Source organism: Streptomyces rubiginosohelvolus, assembly GCF_014649875.1.
Classification (GTDB): Bacteria; Actinomycetota; Actinomycetes; order Streptomycetales; family Streptomycetaceae; genus Streptomyces; species Streptomyces rubiginosohelvolus.
Genome location: NZ_BMTW01000001.1, coordinates 312,382 through 328,899 on the forward strand (window position 1 = coordinate 312,382; position 16,518 = coordinate 328,899).

A 16,518-nucleotide genomic window follows, 5' to 3' on the forward strand; every position below is an offset into this window, starting at 1 on the left:
GGGTTCAGAGGATGACGTGGGGCAGGAAGCGGGCGTACTCGTCCGTGACCGGCCCCGCCGACTCCCGGATGCCGAGCCCCGCCGCCGCGCCCTCGACGGTCCACGCGCCGAGCACCACCCGGTTGCCGTCGATCTCGGGCAGCTGGGCCAGCTCCTGGTAGCAGCACAGCTCGTCGCGCAGGACCGGCGGGGAGCCGGGGCCGTGGAGGTCGACCCCGGCGCCCTCGCGGCCGAGCAGCGGCTTGGAGACGTACCCCGCCCCGCCGGGTCCGGCCAGCTCGCGCGGTCCGTCGAGATAGGCGGGCAGCAGGTTCGGGTGGCCGGGGTACAGCTCCCAGAGGATCGCCAGCAGCGCCTTGTTGGAGAGGAGCATCTTCCAGGCGGGCTCGATCCAGCAGGTGGTGCCGGAGCCGCCCCCGTTGTCGAGGGTGTCCAGCACCTGCGGGCCGAAGCGGTCCGTGGCCAGCCACTCCCAGGGGTAGAGCTTGAAACAGCTGCGGATGAAGCGCAGCCGGTCGTCGACGAACCGGCCCGACAGCCGGTCCCAGCCGATCTCCTCGACGGACAGCGCGTGCGTCTCCAGACCGGCCTGGTCGGCGGTCTCGCGCAGATACGCGACCGTCATCAGGTCCTCGCCGATCTCGTCGCCGTCCGAGTGGACGAAGTGCAGAGGACCCGGCGGCAGCAGGGGCGCCTGCCGCTTCCAGGCGTCGACGAGCCGCTCGTGCAGGGAGTTCCACTGGTCGGCCCCGGGGAACCGGTCCTCCATCCAGAACCACTGCGCGCTCGCCGCCTCCACCAGCGAGGTCGGGGTGTCGGCGTTGTACTCCAGCAGCTTCGCCGGACCGCTCCCGTCGTAGCGCAGGTCGAACCGCCCGTACACGGAGGGCAGTTCGGCACGGCGGCGCCAGGACTCGGCGACGAGCCCGGCCAGCCGCGGGTCGGTGATGCCGAGGTCGGCGAACCGGTCGTGCTCGACGATGTGCGCGGCGGCGGCCAGGCTCATCGTGTGCAGTTCCTCGACGACCTCCTCCAGCGCCTCGACCTCGGGCAGCGAGAAGACGTAGTAGGCGCTCTCGTCCCAGTACGGGCGCAGCGAACCGTCGGGGTAGCGGGTGAGCGGGTAGACGACGCCCTGCGCCTCGACGGTCTCCTGCCAGCCGGGGCGCGGCTCGATCGTGCGGCGTTCCACGGCGGTCAGCCGCCGCCGGAGCCGGAGCAGCCGAAACCGCCGCGGTCGACCGCGGACTTGTCGAAGCTGCCGCCCTGCACCTTGCCGCTGTCGCTCTTGCCGCCGTAGTAGTACGAGCCGCTGCCGCCGCTGCGGCACTCGGAGCTGGGCAGGGTCTTCTGGGTCGTGCGGTCGGCGCAGCGCTTGTCCGGCTCCGAGCCGCAGGATGTGATGGTCAGGGCGAGCAGCCCCATGCCGCCGAGCACGACCGTGCTCGACCTCAGCCTTCGTCCGGCCATGTTCGGTTCTCCCCCGTGATGCGTGCTCCGGTCCCGGCCGCATCAGCGCAACCGGACCTCTTGTCAGACTAGTTCGACGGATGGCCGATTCGAAACCTGCGTTTCGTCAAGGGTTCGCCACGGCCCTACGGCAGCACCCGGCACAGGGCGTCCAGGGCACCCGCCCAGGCGCTCTCGGAGGGCGAGCCGTAGCCGATCACCAGGGCGTCGCGGGTGGCCGGGGCGTCCGGGTGGCGGTAGCGGGACAGGCCCTCCAGCGCCAGGCCCTGGAAGGCCGCCGCCTGGATCACGGAGCGCTCGGCGCCCGCGGGGAGTTCGAGGACCGCGTGCAGCCCGGCCGCGATCCCGCTGACCTCGATGCCCGGCGCGCGGTCCGCGAGCGCCGCGACGAGCTGGTCGCGGCGGCGGCGGTAGCGCAGCCGCATGGAGCGCACGTGCCGGTCGTACGCCCCCGAGGCGATGAACTCCGCGAGGGTCAGCTGGTCGGGCGAGCCGGAGACCCGGTCGGCCATGCCCTTCGCCGCCATCACCTCGCCGACCAGGTGCCGGGGCAGCACCATCCAGCCCAGGCGCAGCCCCGGGGCCAGCGACTTGCTGGCGGTGCCGAGGTAGACCACCCTTTCCGGGTCGAGGCCCTGGAGCGCGCCCACCGGCTGCCGGTCGTACCGGAACTCCCCGTCGTAGTCGTCCTCCAGGATCAGCCCGCCGGTGGACCGGGCCCAGTCGACGGCGGCGGCCCGCCGGTCGGGGTGCAGGGGTACGCCGGTGGGGAACTGGTGCGCCGGGGTCAGCAGGACCGCCCCGGCCCCGCGCAGCCCGGCCAGGTCGCCGGTCCGGGAGCCGTGCTCGTCCAGGGGCAGGCACGGGATGCGCAGCCCGGCGTCGGTGAGGAGGTTCGTGTGGAGGTCGAGGCCGTACGACTCGACGGCGACCTCCCGGACCCGGCGGCGGCGCAGCACCCGGCCCAGCAGCGCGACACCGTGGGCGAAGCCGGCGCAGATCACGATGCGCTCCGGGTCGGCGTACACGCCGCGGGCCCGCGCCAGGTACTCGGCGAGCACGGTGCGCAGTTCGGCGCGGCCCTGCGGGTCGCCGTAGCCGAAGACCTCGTCGGGTGCGGCGGTGAGCGCCTTGCGGGCGGCCTTGAGCCAGGCGGTGCGCGGGAAGCCGGACAGGTCGGGCGTGCCGGGCTTCAGGTCGTACCCGGCGCCGGTCCTGGCCGGCCGGGCGGGGGCCGCCGCCGGGTCCGTGCGGCGCGGCGCGGACCGCTGGGCGACCCGGGTCCCCGAGCCCTGGCGGGCGGTGAGCCAGCCCTCGGCGACCAGTTCGGCGTAGGCGTCGGCGACCGTGTTGCGGGCGACACCCAGGTCGGCGGCGAGCGCCCGGGAGGACGGCAGCCGGGTGCCGGGGGCGAGGCGGCCGGTGCGCACCGCATCCCGCAGCGCCTCCATCAGCCCGCTGCGCAGCCCCTGGCCGACCGGCTCCAGATGCAGGTCCGCGCCGAAAGTGGCCCAGGAATCCGTCATACCAATGGACCATACCGGGGGGCCATCGGGAACGTAACGTCGTCCTCATGACCACCACGCACGCACACCACCACGCCCCCGCCGACCTCGCCCCCGAGGAGCCGCAGCGGATCTCCGTCTCCCAGCTGCTCCCGGACGTCTACAAGGCGATGGTCCGGCTCGACATCGCCGCCCGCCAGGGCCTGGACCCCGTCCTGGTCGAGCTGGTGAAGATCCGCGCCTCGCAGCTCAACCAGTGCGCGTTCTGCCTGGACATGCACAGCAAGGACGCGCTCGCGGCGGGCGAGTCCGCCGAGCGGATCATCCAGCTCAGCGCCTGGCGGGAGTCGCGGCACTACTACACGGAGAAGGAGCTGGCGGCGCTCGCGCTGACCGAGGCGGTCACCGTGCTCACCGACGGCTTCGTCCCGGACGAGGTGTACGCGGAGGCGTCCCGGCACTTCGAGGAGACCGAGCTGGCCCAGCTGATCGCGGCGATCACCGTGATCAACGCCTGGAACCGCTTCGGCGTCACCGGCCGGCTGACCCCCGGCCACTACACGCCGGGCGACTTCAAGAGCTGACCACGGGGCGGCCGGACGGCCGTCAGAACGGGCTGTCGTACGGCTCGAAGTGCGTCACGGCGACGTCGAGGATCTCCTCGTGGCGCGGCCACTGGCTCTCGGGGGCGGCGACCAGCACCGCGTAGAGGCGGTCGTCCGACGCGGTGAAGACCCGCTCGACGACCCGGCGGCGGCCGCCGGACTCCTCGTGGTCGTACGCGTACACCAGCTCGGCCGCCTCGCCGCCCAGGGGGTTGTCGACGGGTCCGACGGCTACCTCCTCGAAACCGGCGGCGCCGCTGCGCTCTTCGGAGGCCCGGCGGACCGAGCCCAGAGCGGTGGCTCCGGGCTCGGCCACCCGGAACACCTGGATCAGCTCGGCGCCGCCGGTGGTCCGGTAGAACACCCCGCCGGTCTCCGCCGAGCGCTCTCCCCACTCCTCGGGGACCGCGATCCGGAAGCCCTCCGCGTCGTCCAGGGCGACGTACCCGGGGGGCGGTGAGCCGTCCGGGGTGGCGGCTTCGCCGGACGGGGCTTCAGCGGTGGCGTCGGAGACGTCGGCGCCTTCGGTGCCCGGCTCCGGAGCCGCCGGGTCCGTGACCTCGTCGGCCGGAGCACTCGCCGACTGCCCCTGTGCGCCGTCCCGGCCACCGTCGTCCCCGTCCGCCAGGGTGGACCACAGCGCCGCCGCACCGGCGGCGAGCACGGCCACCGCGAGCCCGGCGGCCACCGGGACGAGCCGCTGCCGCGGCGTCCGGGCGGCGGGCGGGGGCCCGTGGACGCCGGTGAGGTTGTTGTACGGGCCCGGGGCGTCGGCGCCGCTCTGCGCGTACAGGTCCGGGTTCGGGCCGGTGGCGGTGTTCTCCGTGTACGGGCCGGGGGCGGTGTTCTTCGTGTACGGGTCCCGGGCCCCCGGCGGCACCGGGTCCGTCGGCGGCACCGAGGGCACGGGCGGCACCACCGGAGCGGTGCCGGGCGGCGGCGGTCCGTAGGCGCGCGGCTCGTCCGTCTCCCAGCTCTGGGACTCGTCGTTCCAGCGCACCCCTCCCCCGGCCATCGGTCAGCCTCCCAGCAGTGCGGACAGTGCCTCGGCCACGGCGACGCCGGACGCCAGAGTTCCGGTGAGGGCACCGGCGGCGTCGAGCGCCCGCTGGAGGCGGCCCAGGCGGCCCGGCTCCGCGGCACCCGCCGTCTCGATCTCGTCCGCCACCGAGACCAGCTCCGCGTCCAGGACCTCCGTGGTGTCGGTGGTCACGAACCGGGCGAGGTCGGCGCGCAGTTCCCGCACGGCCCGCAGCAGTTCGGCCTGGGTCTCGTCGGCGGGCCCGGCGTGCTGGTGCTGGGTGACGGTGTTGTGGTCGCCGACGGCGAAGGCGCTGCCGGTCACCGAGCCGATGTGCACAGTGGGCCCGGGCCGCTCGTCGGGGGCCGGACCGGGGGTGGGGGCCGGGGTGGGTCCGGGGGTCATTTCTCTCCTGTTCTCGGCTTCCGCTCCGGGGCTGCGCCCGGACTCCGCCCCGAGCCGGGGCTGTTCCCCGTACCGGGACCGGCAGGTGCGGCCGGACCGGAGCGCCGGATGTCGTTGTGGTCGCCGATGCCGATCGCGCTGTCCTTCGCGGACTCGATGAACACACCGCCCGCACCGATGTGGACGATCTTCTGCTCGAACTCGTCGGTCTCGTAGCCGGCTTCGCGCAGGGCGAGCTGGACGCCGCCGTTCACCCGGTCCTCGATGCTCTTGAGATACCGGTCGACGTCCATGTCCTGGAAGAGCGACGCCTCGTCGTCGGCCCCCAGTTCCCGGACGGAGAACGCGGGACCCTCGGCCAGGGCACCGGCGTTCCCGGCCGTGAGCAGCTTCCAGGCGCTCGCCGCGCCCCGGCCCAGGACGACCAGCGCGTGGACGGCCGAGGCGGGGGTGCGGGTCAGCGCCCAGACCGCCTTGCCGAACGCGTTGTTGTTGCGGTGCCGGTGGGCGGCCCGGTCGGCGTCACGGAACAGCGTGTGCACCGGCTTCAGGACGTGCGGGGCGACCTCCAGCATCAGCATCCCGCCTTGGGTGTGCACCCGGACGAAGACGGTGACGACGACCTGCTCGCTCCAGCCGCCGACCCGGATGCGCAGGAAGTGCCGTCGGCCCTCGCCGCCCTCCTCGACGGCGCGGCCCCGGTGCTGCGCGAACGCGTCGGGGCCGTAGGGGGCGTCCGACCGCCGGGGCAGGCCCGCCGCCGGCAGGAAGACGCACTCGTCGACCACCAGCTCGCGCAGCCGGTCCCGGACGGCGGCCGCTCCCTCGGGGGAGCCGTGCGGGGAAGGCACCCGCAGCGCCTCCAGCAGGGGCACGATCCGGCGCAGGATCCGGGCGTTGTCGAGCGGCTCGGTGGGGGCTCCCTCGCGGGGCCGGAGCTCCACGGCGAGGTTCCAGGGGCGGTAGGGCGTACCCGCGCCGCAGAACGGGTTCTCCTCCGCGTACATGATGAGCGGGGCGTGCTGCTCCAGCCGGATGCGCCGCTGGAGCCGCCGGAAGCGCTCGCCCGGACCGCGTTCGGCCGGGTCGGCCGCGAGGTCGGGGAAGCTCTTCCGGGACAGCTCCTGGGTCATCAGCCGGGCGAACTGCCCCCGCTGGAGCCCGACCAGGCTCGCGATGACGGCGAGGAAGAAGAGCGCCACCCAGGCGGAGCCCGCGCCGGACCCGTCGGAGACACTGCCCGTGAGCAGCGAGACACCCACGTCGGAGGCGTCCGGCAGGCTGTCGCCGAACCCGTCGGAACCGGAGGACCCGGTGCCGTAGGGGTCGTACGACGTGGAGCCGCCGGAGTAGCCGTCCGGTTCGGGATCGTCCTCGAACAGGCCGAAAACCGCGCTGCCGAGCACCAGCAGCCCGATGAGGACCAGCGAGATCCGCCCGTACCAGCGCATCAGGTAGGCGAGCACCCGCCGGTAGACCGGGGGTTCGCCCGACGGGCCCCGGACCCAGGGTGCCAGGGCCAGCAGCACCCCGGGGAAGAACAGGGTGGCGACGATGCCCCGGGAGAGGACGGCGCCGAGCAGCCAGGCCGCCAGGATGCCCGCGGCCCACCCCAGCTGGGCACGGCGGGCGCGCAGGGCGTGGGCGAGGACCCGGGCGGCGTCGAAGCCCGCCGACGGGGCGACGATGCGCTGCTCCTGGACGTACAGCTGCTCGATCACCGCGTCCCGGTAGCCGTCGTGCAGATGGGCCCCGGCGCACAGCAGTCGGCTCGCCTCGCTCGCGGCGGGGTGCACGGGCGGCTTCCCGAGCAGATCGTCCTGGGCCTGCGACGGCCGCGGCACGGCGCTGTCGGTCACCGGCTCCTCATCCCCCTGAAGATCGAAAGGGGCCAATGTAAGTGAGGAGGGAGCCCACAGGCGAGGCGATTGTCGGCCAACTCCCACGCGCGAGCGCCCCCGGCAGCGGCTGCTGCCGGGGGCGCTCGGCGTACTACGGGTGCGGGTGCGGCTCAGATGAGGCCGAGCTCGCGGACCGCGTCGCGCTCCTCGGTGAGCTCCTGGACGGAGGCGTCGATGCGCTTGCGGGAGAACTCGTTGATGTCCAGGCCCTGGACGATCTCGTACTTCCCGTCCTTCGTGGTGACCGGGAAGGAGGAGATGATGCCCTCGGGGACGCCGTAGGAGCCGTCCGACGGGATGCCCATCGAGGTCCAGTCGCCCTCGGCGGTGCCGTTGACCCAGGTGTGGACGTGGTCGATGGCGGCGTTGGCGGCCGAGGCGGCGGAGGACGCGCCCCGGGCCTCGATGATCGCGGCGCCGCGCTTGGCGACGGTCGGGATGAAGGTGTCGGCCAGCCACACCTCGTCGTTGACGACCTCGGCGGCGTTCTTGCCGGCGATCTCCGCGTGGAAGATGTCCGGGTACTGGGTGGCCGAGTGGTTGCCCCAGATCGTCAGCTTCTTGATGTCGGAGACGGCGGCGCCGGTCTTGGCGGCCAGCTGCGAGATCGCGCGGTTGTGGTCCAGGCGGGTCATCGCGGTGAAGCGCTCGGCCGGTACGTCCGGGGCGGCGGCCTGCGCGATGAGCGCGTTGGTGTTGGCCGGGTTGCCGACGACGAGGACCTTGATGTCGTCCGCGGCGTGGTCGTTGATGGCCTTGCCCTGCGGCTTGAAGATGCCGCCGTTGGCGGCGAGCAGGTCGCCGCGCTCCATGCCCTTGGTGCGCGGGCGGGCGCCGACGAGCAGGGCGACGTTCGCACCGGCGAAGCCGACGTTCGGGTCGTCGGTGATCTCGATGCCGCGCAGCAGCGGGAAGGCGCAGTCGTCGAGCTCCATGGCGGTGCCCTCGGCGGCCTTGAGGCCCTGCGGGATCTCCAGGAGGCGCAGGTTGACCGGCACGTCCGGGCCGAGCAGGTGGCCGGAGGCGATGCGGAAGAGCAGCGCGTAGCCGATCTGGCCGGCTGCGCCGGTCACGGTGACATTCACGGGAGTGCGGGTCATGGCGGTCTCCGTTAGACAGCTGGCGGTGGGGGTCCCGGCCCGCAGGGCCTGTCGTCCCTGGTGCCGGACCCTGGTGCTGGAGATCTCCTCCGCCCGGCCCGGCCTGACGACCAATCTTGACGTGAAGAGATTTCCAGCGGTCAGGCTATCGGACCCGGCCGGGCCGGACCGCCCGCCCCCCTGTGGCACCGCACACAACCGGTCACGCACCGCACGCGCGCGGTGCGTACGTGTGGTGCGTACGTGCTCGCGCGTGCGGCGGGGCGTCCCGGCCCCGCCGCACCGGTGTCACGCGCCCGGGTCGGTGCAGCCCTTCATGCCCGAGGTGAGGGTGGCGCAGGCCTTCGCGTCGGAGGCCTTCTTCACCGCGACCATCGGGGTGTACGCGTCGGTGTCCCCCATGACCTCGCCGTTCTGGGGGTCGGCGCCGCCGGTGATCTGCACGGTGTCGCCGATCGCCGCCTCGGTGAGGCGGGCCCAGGCGGCGGAGCAGACCTTGCTGTAGCGGACCTCGACCTTGCTGCCGCCGACCACGGCGCTGGCGACCGTACGGGCGAACTCGCCGCCGCAGCCCATCGCCTCGGGGTCCTGTCCGGCGCAGTCCGCACCGCTGCACTCGACGCCCACGGGCAGCTCGGGAGCCTTCGTGGTGGGGGCCGCCGACGGGGGCGGGGTCGCCTTGGCCGCGTCGTCGCCGCCCGGCGCGAGCAGCACGGCTCCGACCACGACGATCAGCGCGCCGACGGCCCCGACGGCGAGCATGAGGCCCTTCTGGCGGCCTCCGGGGGCCTTGCCCGGTCCGGTAGCGCCCGCGTTGCGGCCGGGGCCGGAGCCGCCGTCGGCGTTCTCCGCCGTGTTCGGCTCCGGTCGCCGCCCGCCCTGGTGCGGCACGCCGTCGTACGGCCGGTCCTGGTGGTGGGAGGGGGCCGGTGCGGTGCCGCGCTGGGCGGGGACGATGAGCTGGCGCGTGTCGTCGTCGCCGGGCTCGTAGGCCCCGCCGCCGTACGGGCCATGGCCCTGGGCGTCGCGGGGCGGGGCGTCCGTGCCGGCCGGACCCGCGGCTGTGGGGACCCGCGCACCGGAACCGGGCGCGCCGGAACCGGACGTGCCACGCCGGCCGCCGCCGGAGCCGGGGGAGGACCGGCCGGCCGCCGGAGCGCCGGGGGCCGTCGTGCCGAGTTCGCCGAGCGCGGCACGGGCCTGCGTGATGCGGATGGCCTCCATCGTCATGTCATGGCGCATCTCGGCCCGGCTCCAGGCCCGTTCCGCCAGTTCCCACATCGTCGTGAGGTGGTGCTGCGGGGTGCCCGTCACCTCGGCGAGCGCCACGACGGCCCCGCGCGGGGCGAGCAGCCGCCCGTTCAGATACCGCTCCCAGGACGTCTTGCTGTAACCCGTGCGGTCGGCCACGGCGTTGATGTTCAGTCCGCTGCGGTCGACGAGCCGGCGCAACTGGCTGGCGAACTCCCTGATCTGCGGGTCGAGCTCTTCGGGCAGTGCCTTCCAACGAGGCATGGCGTTTCCCTTCCCCCCTCATGTCCCCCGGACGTGCTTGCTGTACCCCGCTGCGACCGGTCCTCCGGCCCCGCGCATCCCCCGGTCCGTCCGCCGTCGGTCCGTTCCCTTCCGGACCGTCAACCGGACTACCCACGAGGATGCGCGAATCCAGGGTGTCAGTTCCTGACGAGGGGGCGCACGGGAGCATTCGGGACGGGGTACGCATCTTCACGCGCCTCGAACACTGCGCCGGTCCTTGCCCGGCCGCTGCTCTGCCGCTCCGTGCCGCTCGGTGTGCCGTGACAGTCTGCCATCGTTGCGCGGCGATCACAGCGTGCCGGAATGGTCACTTCCGTGCCACAGGCCACAGTGAGCGCTTGTTCCCGTCTTTCATGTCCATGACGCTGGAGTCGGGACGGGGCAAGGCCGCCCATCTCGCCGCATACCGGGGCTTGTTGCCCGGTGGGCCCCGTTCCGCCGTGGTGTCCGTCCCCCCTCGGGGGTGGGGACGGCCACCACGGGCACGCCCTGGAGGGCTAGCGGATCGTGAAGCGGACCGCGTCTTCCAGGATCGGGACGTCGAGCCACGGCTGGGGCTGGGCGACCAGGGCGAGGAGCACGATCAGTGTGCCCATCACCCCGTACGTGACGAGGTCGGTGAAGCGGGACCGTACCGCCAGCATCCCGACCGAGGGCACCACCCAGCGCAGCACGGCACCGGTGATCAGCGCGCAGCCGATCAGGATGGTGCCGATGCGGAACGCCTGGTCGAACGGGTCCAGGACCACGATCAGCAGGCCGAGGCCCGCCGCGCAGAGCACGGTGAGCAGCGGCCACTGCCGGGCCGGGGCGGGCGCGTCGCCGGACGCCGCCCGGCCGCCGCCCTCGGGCCGGGCGGTGTCCCGGGTGAACCGGGGGAACCGCCGCGACCTGCGGGGCCGCCCGGTCGACGCGGGGCCATCGGCCGGCGCAGGGCCATCCGCCGGCGCGGCGTCGCCCTGCCCGGCTGAGCCACCGGATCCGCCCGAGCCACCGGAATCGCCCGAACCGCCCTGCCCGTCGGCGGCCTCGCCGGAAGCAGGGGCTTCGGAAGCGCCCTCGTCGCGGCCGCTCTGCCCGTCGGTCTCGCCCGCCGGGGCGGGGTCGGCCGGACTCCTACCAGCACCCATGGGGGCTCCCTCCGGATCCGGCCGTCAGCCCGCGGCGGCGGCGTCGGCGGCCTCGGCGGCGGCCCGCTCGGCCGCCTCGACCACGTTGACCAGCAACTGCGCACGGGTCATCGGGCCGACGCCTCCGGGGTTCGGGGCGACCCAGGCGGCCACCTCGCGGACCCCCGGGTGCACATCGCCGACGATCTTGCCGTCCGCGTCCCGGCTGACGCCGACGTCGAGCACGGCCGCGCCCGGCTTCACGTCCTCGGGCCTGATCAGGTGCTGCACCCCGGCGGCGGCGACGATGATGTCGGCCTGGCGCAGGTGGGAGGAGAGGTCCCGGGTGCCGGTGTGGCACTGGGTCACCGTGGCGTTCTCCGACTTACGGGTCAGCAGCAGCGGGATCGACCGGCCGATGGTGACGCCGCGTCCGACGACCACGACGTGCGCCCCGTTGATCTCGACACCGTGCGCGCGCAGCAGCTGGACGACGCCCTGCGGTGTGCAGGGCAGCGGGCCGGTCTCGTTGAGGACGAGGCGGCCGAGGCTCATCGGGTGCAGCCCGTCGGCGTCCTTCGCCGGGTCCATCAGCTCCAGGACCCGGTTGGTGTCGATGCCCTTGGGCAGCGGCAGCTGGACGATGTAGCCGGTGCACTCCGGGTTGGCGTTCAGCTCCCGGACGACGTCCTCGATCTCCTCCTGGGTGGCGGTATCGGGGAGTTCGCGCTGGATGGAGCCGATGCCGACCTGGGCGCAGTCACGGTGCTTGCCGTTGACGTACCACCGGCTGCCCGGGTCGTCCCCGACGAGCAGGGTTCCGAGGCCGGGAGTGATCCCCTGGGCCTTGAGGGCCGCCACACGGACGGTCAGATCGGATTTGATCGCGGCAGCGGTGGCCTTGCCATCGAGAATCTGGGCAGTCATGGGCCCATCCTCGCGGATGACCCCGCCCGCATACCAATTGCCGGTGCCACGCCCGTACGGGACATTGCACTTGCACAACGTCCCGGGCCCCGGACTGGACAAACAAGGCTCCCGCTTATAACGATGAAGGCCGCGGTTGTACGGGGGGCGGGCCGCTGATCGATGTCCTTCCTCCGTGTGGCCATCTCGTCCCCACACGTCTGTTGAAGGAACACCCCTTATGAGCTTCGGCGACCCGAACAACCCGTACGGGCAGCAGCCCGGCCAGCCTCCCCAGGGCCCGCCGCAGGGACAGCCCGGTTACGGCTACCCGCAGCAGGCTCCGCAGGGCGTCCCGCAGCAGGGCTACGGCTACCCGCAGCAGCAGCCCGGTTATCCGCAGCAGCAGCCCGGCCAGCCGTACGGGGCCTACCCGCAGCAGCCGGGTTACGGCGGCCAGCAGCCCGGTTACGGCGGCGGCATGCCGGAGCTGGCCCACTGGGGTCTGCGCGTGGGCGGGATGATCATCGACGGCCTCGTCGTCGGTGTCCCCTACCTCATCCTCGGCGGCATCGGCGGGGCCATGGGCGACTCCGGGGGTGCGATCTTCGCCCTGCTCGGCTTCGTGGCGCTGATCGGTCTCGCCATCTGGCAGCTGTACCAGGAGGGCACCACCGGTCAGACGATCGGCAAGAAGGCCGTGGGCATCCGCCTGCTGCGCGAGGCCGACGGCCGTCCGCTCGGCTTCGGCATGGCCTTCGTCCGCCGCCTGGCCCACTTCCTGGACAGCCTCGCCTGCTACATCGGCTGGCTGTGGCCGCTGTGGGACGAGAAGAAGCAGACGTTCGCGGACAAGGTCTGCTCGTCCGTGGTCGTCAAGGCCAACTGACGCTCCTTCCCGGACCCTTCCGGACCTACCGCGAGGGCCGCACCCGATCACGGGGTGCGGCCCTCGCGGCATGTCGGGCGACGGCAGCCCGGTCAGTCGCCCCGTACGCCCGGGATCGTCGCCGGCTCCGGTGTCGTGCGCTCCATCACCACGAAGCTGCCGCCCCGGTGCTTGAGCCGGTAGCGCGCCTCGGGGTGCAGCTGCTCGGCGTACGCCACCGGGTCCTGGATCGGGCGGGACCAGCCGAAGTCCAGGTTGATGGCGACGATGTCGGGTGCGGTGCCCGGGGCTCCGCCGACCCAGTAGACGGTGCGGTCGGAGGTGAGGTGGGCCATCAGCGTGATGTCCGTCTCGACCCGCGACCCGGCCGGGATGGCGGCCAGCGCCGCCCGGGCCGCCTGGCTGCGGGCGTCGTCGGTCCGGTAGGTGTCCGGGCGCAGCAGATCGCGCAGCGGCAGGTGCTGGGTCATCGCGACGGCGATCGCGGCGGCGACGGGCACGGCGACCTTCGCGTACGAGGCGAGCCAGGGGCGGTGCGATCCGCGGCTGCGGCGGACGCCGTCGGCCAGTGCGAGGAAGAGCACCGGCATGAGGATCGCGCTGTAGTGCCAGACCATCCCCCAGTGGTTGCTGTCCTGGGAGAGCAGCCGCCAGCCGAGCGTCGGGAGGATCAGCAGCGTCAGCGGTGAGCGCAGCGCCATGAACGCGGTGATGCCGATCAGGAAGACCAGCATCTCGATCTTGACGGAGGAGTCGAGGACGCCGAGGACGGAGTCCAGCATCGAGACGTCCTGCTCACCGTTCTTGTCGATCTTCGTCCAGTAGTCGTAGCGGCCGGCGCTGCTGGCCGCCGGGATGAGGACGACGAGCGTGACGACGAAGGCGGCGACCCCGAACGCGGCGAGCAGCGCGCCCTGGAGGCGGCGGCCGTACACGAAGAGCAGGAAGCCGACGACGGCGACGGTCGCGCCGAGGTCCTCCTTGACCAGGACGAGCGGGAGCGACCAGAGCAGGGCGGCCGTGTACCGCTTGAGGAGCAGGGCCCGGCAGACGAGGGCCAGCAGCGGTACGGCGAACGCGATCTCGTGGAAGTCGGCCTTCACCGCCTCCTGGATGCCCCAGGAGAGTCCGTAGGCGACGGTGACGCAGAGCCCGGAGCGCCCGCCGAGGATCTGCTGGGTGGTGCGGCCGACGATGACCGCGCCCAGGGCGAACAGCGCGGCCTGGGCGAACAGCAGGGACTCGGCGGACGGCCAGATCCAGTACAGCGGGGCGAGCAGCGCCACGATCGGGGAGAAGTGGTCGCCGAGGATCAGATAGCCGGGGCCCTTGATGTCGACGACCGGCGCGTCGAACCCGGCGTACGCCCGGACCTCCTGCTCGAAGATCCCCAGGTCCCAGGAGGGCGAGCCGAAGCGGGCGTACTGGAAGTAGGAGTAGAGGAAGTAGAGCGCGCACAGGATCGCGCCGGCGATGAGGTACGGGCGCAGGGGTACGCGATCGGCGGCCGCGTCCGGGCCCGAGCTCGGGGAGTCGCCTGCCGGGCGGGTGTCCGGGGCGGCGTCGGGCCCCGGGTCCTGGGCGGGCAGGCGTCCCGGCTCCGACCGGTCCGTTCCACTCTTGTTCAGCTCAAGCACGGTGACTGTCCCTGCTGGGGATTGCTACGGCCGTGTCATTAGAACAGAGCGGCGAGCGGATTCCGTATGGCGGACACGGCGGCGGCCGCACCCCCGGGAAGGGGCGCGGCCGCCGTCGGACGCTGGAGCGATCAGTGGAAGAAGTGGCGCGTGCCCGTGAAGTACATGGTCACGCCCGCCTTCTGCGCGGCCTCGATCACCAGCTCGTCGCGGACGGATCCGCCGGGCTGGACGACGGCCTTGATCCCGGCGGCCGTGAGGATCTCCAGGCCGTCGGGGAAGGGGAAGAACGCGTCGGAGGCGGCGTACGAACCGGCGGCCCGCTCGGCGCCCGCCCGCTCGACGGCGAGCTTGGCGGAGTCGACCCGGTTGACCTGGCCCATGCCGACGCCGACCGACGCGCCGTCCTTGGCGAGCAGGATCGCGTTGGACTTGACCGCGCGGGACGCCTTCCAGGCGAAGGCCAGCTCCTTCAGCTCGGCCTCGGTCAGCGCCTCGCCGGTGGCGAGCGTCCAGTTGGCCGGGTCGTCGCCGTCGGCCTGGAGGCGGTCGGCGACCTGGAGCAGCGCCCCGCCGTCGATCGGCTTGACCTCGAACGCGGCGGTGGGGGCCTCGGGGGCACGCAGCACGCGGATGTTCTTCTTGCGGGCCAGCACCTCCACGGCGCCGTCCTCGTAGGCCGGGGCGACGATGACCTCGGTGAAGATCTCCGCGACCTGCTCGGCCAGCTCGACCGTCACCGGGCGGTTGACGGCGATGACGCCGCCGAACGCGGAGAGCGGGTCGCAGGCGTGCGCCTTGCGGTGCGCCTCGGCGACGTCGGCGCCGACCGCGATGCCACACGGGTTGGCGTGCTTGATGATCGCGACGCAGGGCTCGGCGTGGTCGTACGCGGCGCGGCGGGCGGCGTCGGTGTCCGTGTAGTTGTTGTAGGACATCTCCTTGCCGTGCAGCTGCTCGGCCTCGGCGAGGCCGCCGGCGCCGGAGGTGTAGAGCGCGGCGGGCTGGTGCGGGTTCTCGCCGTAGCGCAGGACGTTCTTGCGGGCGAAGGTGTCGCCCAGGAACTCCGGGAGGCCCGAGTCGTCGGCGGCCGCGTAGTCGTCCGCGAACCAGGAGGCGACGGCCACGTCGTAGGCGGCGGTGTGCTGGAACGCCTCGGCGGCCAGCCGCTTGCGGGCGGTCAGGTCGAAGCCGCCCGCCTTGACGGCCGCGAGGACGTCCGCGTACCGCTCGGGGCTCGTGACCACGGCCACGGAGGGGTGGTTCTTGGCGGCGGCGCGGACCATCGAGGGGCCGCCGATGTCGATCTGCTCGACGCACTCGTCGTCGGAGGCGCCCGAGGCGACCGTCGCCTTGAACGGGTAGAGGTTCACCACGACCAGGTCGAAGGGCTCGACACCCAGCTCGGCGAGCTGCTCGCGGTGGGCGTCGAGGCGCAGGTCGGCGAGGATGCCGGCGTGGACGCGGGGGTGCAGCGTCTTGACGCGGCCGTCCAGGCACTCGGGGAAGCCGGTGAGCTCCTCGACCTTGGTGACCGGGACTCCGGCGGCGGCGATCTTCCCGGCGGTGGAGCCGGTGGAGACGAGCTCGACGCCCGCCTCGTGCAGACCGCGGGCGAGGTCTTCGAGCCCCGTCTTGTCGTAGACACTGACCAGGGCGCGACGGATGGGCTTATTCACCGACATGACCGAGATGAACCTTTCGTCCCTCAATGCGATGGCCGTCACGGGCGATCCGCCCCACGGCCTCGACGAGCAGCGAGCGCTCGACTTCCTTGATGCGTTCGTGGAGGGCGGCTTCGCCCTCCGGGGTGTCCTCCTCGGTCACCTCGACCACGCCCTGCGCGATGATCGGACCGGTGTCGACACCGTCGTCGACGAAGTGGACGGTGCAGCCCGTGACCTTGACGCCGTACGCGAGTGCGTCACGCACTCCGTGGGCGCCGGGGAAGCTGGGCAGCAGGGCGGGGTGGGTGTTGACGGTCCGGCCGCCGAAGGCGGCGAGGAACGCCGGGCCGACGATCTTCATGAAACCGGCGGAGACGACGAGGTCGGGACGGTGCGCGGCGACCTGTGCGGCGAGAGCCTCGTCCCACTCGGCGCGGCTCGCGTGGTCCTTGACCCGGCACACGAACGTGGGGATTCCGGCCCGCTCCGCACGCTCCAGCCCTCCGGTCCCGAAGCGGTCCGCGCCGACCGCGACGATCCGCGCCCCGTACCCCTCGGGGTCGTCGCCGATGGCGTCGAGGAGCGCCTGGAGATTCGTACCGGATCCGGAGACCAGCACGACCAGCCGGGCGGGAGAGGCGGGGGTGGGCGGGGAGGCCACGTCGGGGCCCTTTCTCACGTGATGACCGCGTGATGACGCAGGTGCGGCATGCTCTTTGTAGGGTCGTACGAATGAATCGCCTCGCCCGATACGGGGAACCCTACGA

At 73.0% G+C, this 16,518-nt stretch carries 15 protein-coding genes; 2 read left to right on the forward strand and 13 right to left on the reverse strand.

Annotation, left to right across the window (positions count from 1 at the left end; all coding sequences use genetic code 11):
* Window positions 1-4: 4 nt before the first annotated feature.
* The 3 genes from IE134_RS01410 to pdxR all read right to left on the reverse strand — a co-directional run bounded on the left by IE134_RS01410 (window position 5) and on the right by pdxR (window position 2,996).
* Window positions 5-1,192: a glutathionylspermidine synthase family protein gene (locus IE134_RS01410; RefSeq protein WP_189429396.1), complete on the reverse strand. Its 1,188-nt coding sequence runs from the start codon at window positions 1,190-1,192 to the stop codon at window positions 5-7.
* Window positions 1,193-1,197: 5 nt separating this feature from the next.
* Window positions 1,198-1,470 (reverse strand): hypothetical protein, encoded by a 273-nt coding sequence (locus IE134_RS01415; protein WP_030708969.1) that lies wholly within the window; start codon window positions 1,468-1,470, stop codon window positions 1,198-1,200.
* A gap of 125 nt (window positions 1,471-1,595) precedes the next feature.
* On the reverse strand, window positions 1,596-2,996 hold the full coding sequence (pdxR, locus tag IE134_RS01420; protein ID WP_030708972.1) for a MocR-like pyridoxine biosynthesis transcription factor PdxR: 1,401 nt from the start codon (window positions 2,994-2,996) through the stop codon (window positions 1,596-1,598).
* Window positions 2,997-3,043: 47 nt separating this feature from the next.
* Here pdxR and IE134_RS01425 point away from each other — a divergent pair, with 47 nt between their 5' ends.
* Window positions 3,044-3,559 (forward strand): carboxymuconolactone decarboxylase family protein, encoded by a 516-nt coding sequence (locus IE134_RS01425; RefSeq protein ID WP_030708974.1) that lies wholly within the window; start codon window positions 3,044-3,046, stop codon window positions 3,557-3,559.
* 22 nt (window positions 3,560-3,581) lie between these two features.
* On the opposite strand, the gene IE134_RS01430 is transcribed toward IE134_RS01425, so the two are convergent.
* From IE134_RS01430 to IE134_RS01460, 7 genes are all read right to left on the reverse strand, one after another.
* Window positions 3,582-4,595: a serine/threonine kinase C-terminal domain-containing protein gene (locus IE134_RS01430; protein ID WP_189429398.1), complete on the reverse strand. Its 1,014-nt coding sequence runs from the start codon at window positions 4,593-4,595 to the stop codon at window positions 3,582-3,584.
* Between the two features lie 3 nt (window positions 4,596-4,598).
* Window positions 4,599-5,006 carry a hypothetical protein gene (locus IE134_RS01435; protein WP_093812512.1) on the reverse strand — a complete coding sequence of 136 codons (408 nt, stop codon included), beginning with the start codon at window positions 5,004-5,006 and terminating at the stop codon, window positions 4,599-4,601.
* Window positions 5,003-6,865 (reverse strand): AbeC-like domain-containing protein, encoded by a 1,863-nt coding sequence (locus tag IE134_RS01440; protein WP_189429399.1) that lies wholly within the window; start codon window positions 6,863-6,865, stop codon window positions 5,003-5,005. The genes IE134_RS01435 and IE134_RS01440 overlap by 4 nt, the downstream gene beginning before the upstream one ends.
* 152 nt (window positions 6,866-7,017) lie before the next feature.
* Window positions 7,018-8,007: a malate dehydrogenase gene (locus IE134_RS01445; RefSeq protein WP_010058642.1), complete on the reverse strand. Its 990-nt coding sequence runs from the start codon at window positions 8,005-8,007 to the stop codon at window positions 7,018-7,020.
* A 288-nt stretch (window positions 8,008-8,295) separates the two neighbouring features.
* Entirely contained in the window at window positions 8,296-9,522 is a 1,227-nt protein-coding gene (locus IE134_RS01450) for a helix-turn-helix domain-containing protein (protein WP_189429401.1), read from the reverse strand.
* Window positions 9,523-10,040: 518 nt separating this feature from the next.
* Window positions 10,041-10,673, reverse strand: coding sequence for a DUF3017 domain-containing protein (locus tag IE134_RS01455; protein WP_189429403.1), 633 nt, complete (start codon window positions 10,671-10,673; stop codon window positions 10,041-10,043).
* 24 nt (window positions 10,674-10,697) lie between these two features.
* Window positions 10,698-11,579, reverse strand: coding sequence for a bifunctional methylenetetrahydrofolate dehydrogenase/methenyltetrahydrofolate cyclohydrolase (locus IE134_RS01460; protein ID WP_030708990.1), 882 nt, complete (start codon window positions 11,577-11,579; stop codon window positions 10,698-10,700).
* Between the two features lie 220 nt (window positions 11,580-11,799).
* Between IE134_RS01460 and IE134_RS01465 the strand changes: the two genes are divergently transcribed.
* Complete coding sequence (locus tag IE134_RS01465; protein WP_098020159.1) at window positions 11,800-12,447, forward strand: RDD family protein; 648 nt, start codon at window positions 11,800-11,802, stop codon at window positions 12,445-12,447.
* 92 nt (window positions 12,448-12,539) lie between these two features.
* Here IE134_RS01465 and IE134_RS01470 read toward each other — a convergent pair whose 3' ends face one another.
* The 3 genes from IE134_RS01470 to purN all read right to left on the reverse strand — a co-directional run bounded on the left by IE134_RS01470 (window position 12,540) and on the right by purN (window position 16,412).
* Entirely contained in the window at window positions 12,540-14,084 is a 1,545-nt protein-coding gene (locus tag IE134_RS01470) for a DUF2079 domain-containing protein (RefSeq protein ID WP_098020158.1), read from the reverse strand.
* A 131-nt stretch (window positions 14,085-14,215) separates the two neighbouring features.
* Window positions 14,216-15,769, reverse strand: a complete 1,554-nt coding sequence (gene purH, locus IE134_RS01475) for a bifunctional phosphoribosylaminoimidazolecarboxamide formyltransferase/IMP cyclohydrolase (RefSeq protein WP_189429406.1) — start codon at window positions 15,767-15,769, stop codon at window positions 14,216-14,218.
* The gene (gene purN / locus IE134_RS01480) at window positions 15,756-16,412 is read right to left on the reverse strand and encodes a phosphoribosylglycinamide formyltransferase (RefSeq protein ID WP_030708998.1); all 657 of its coding nucleotides are present in this window, start codon (window positions 16,410-16,412) and stop codon (window positions 15,756-15,758) included. Before purN ends, purH begins: the two co-directional genes overlap by 14 nt.
* Window positions 16,413-16,518 lie beyond the last annotated feature (106 nt).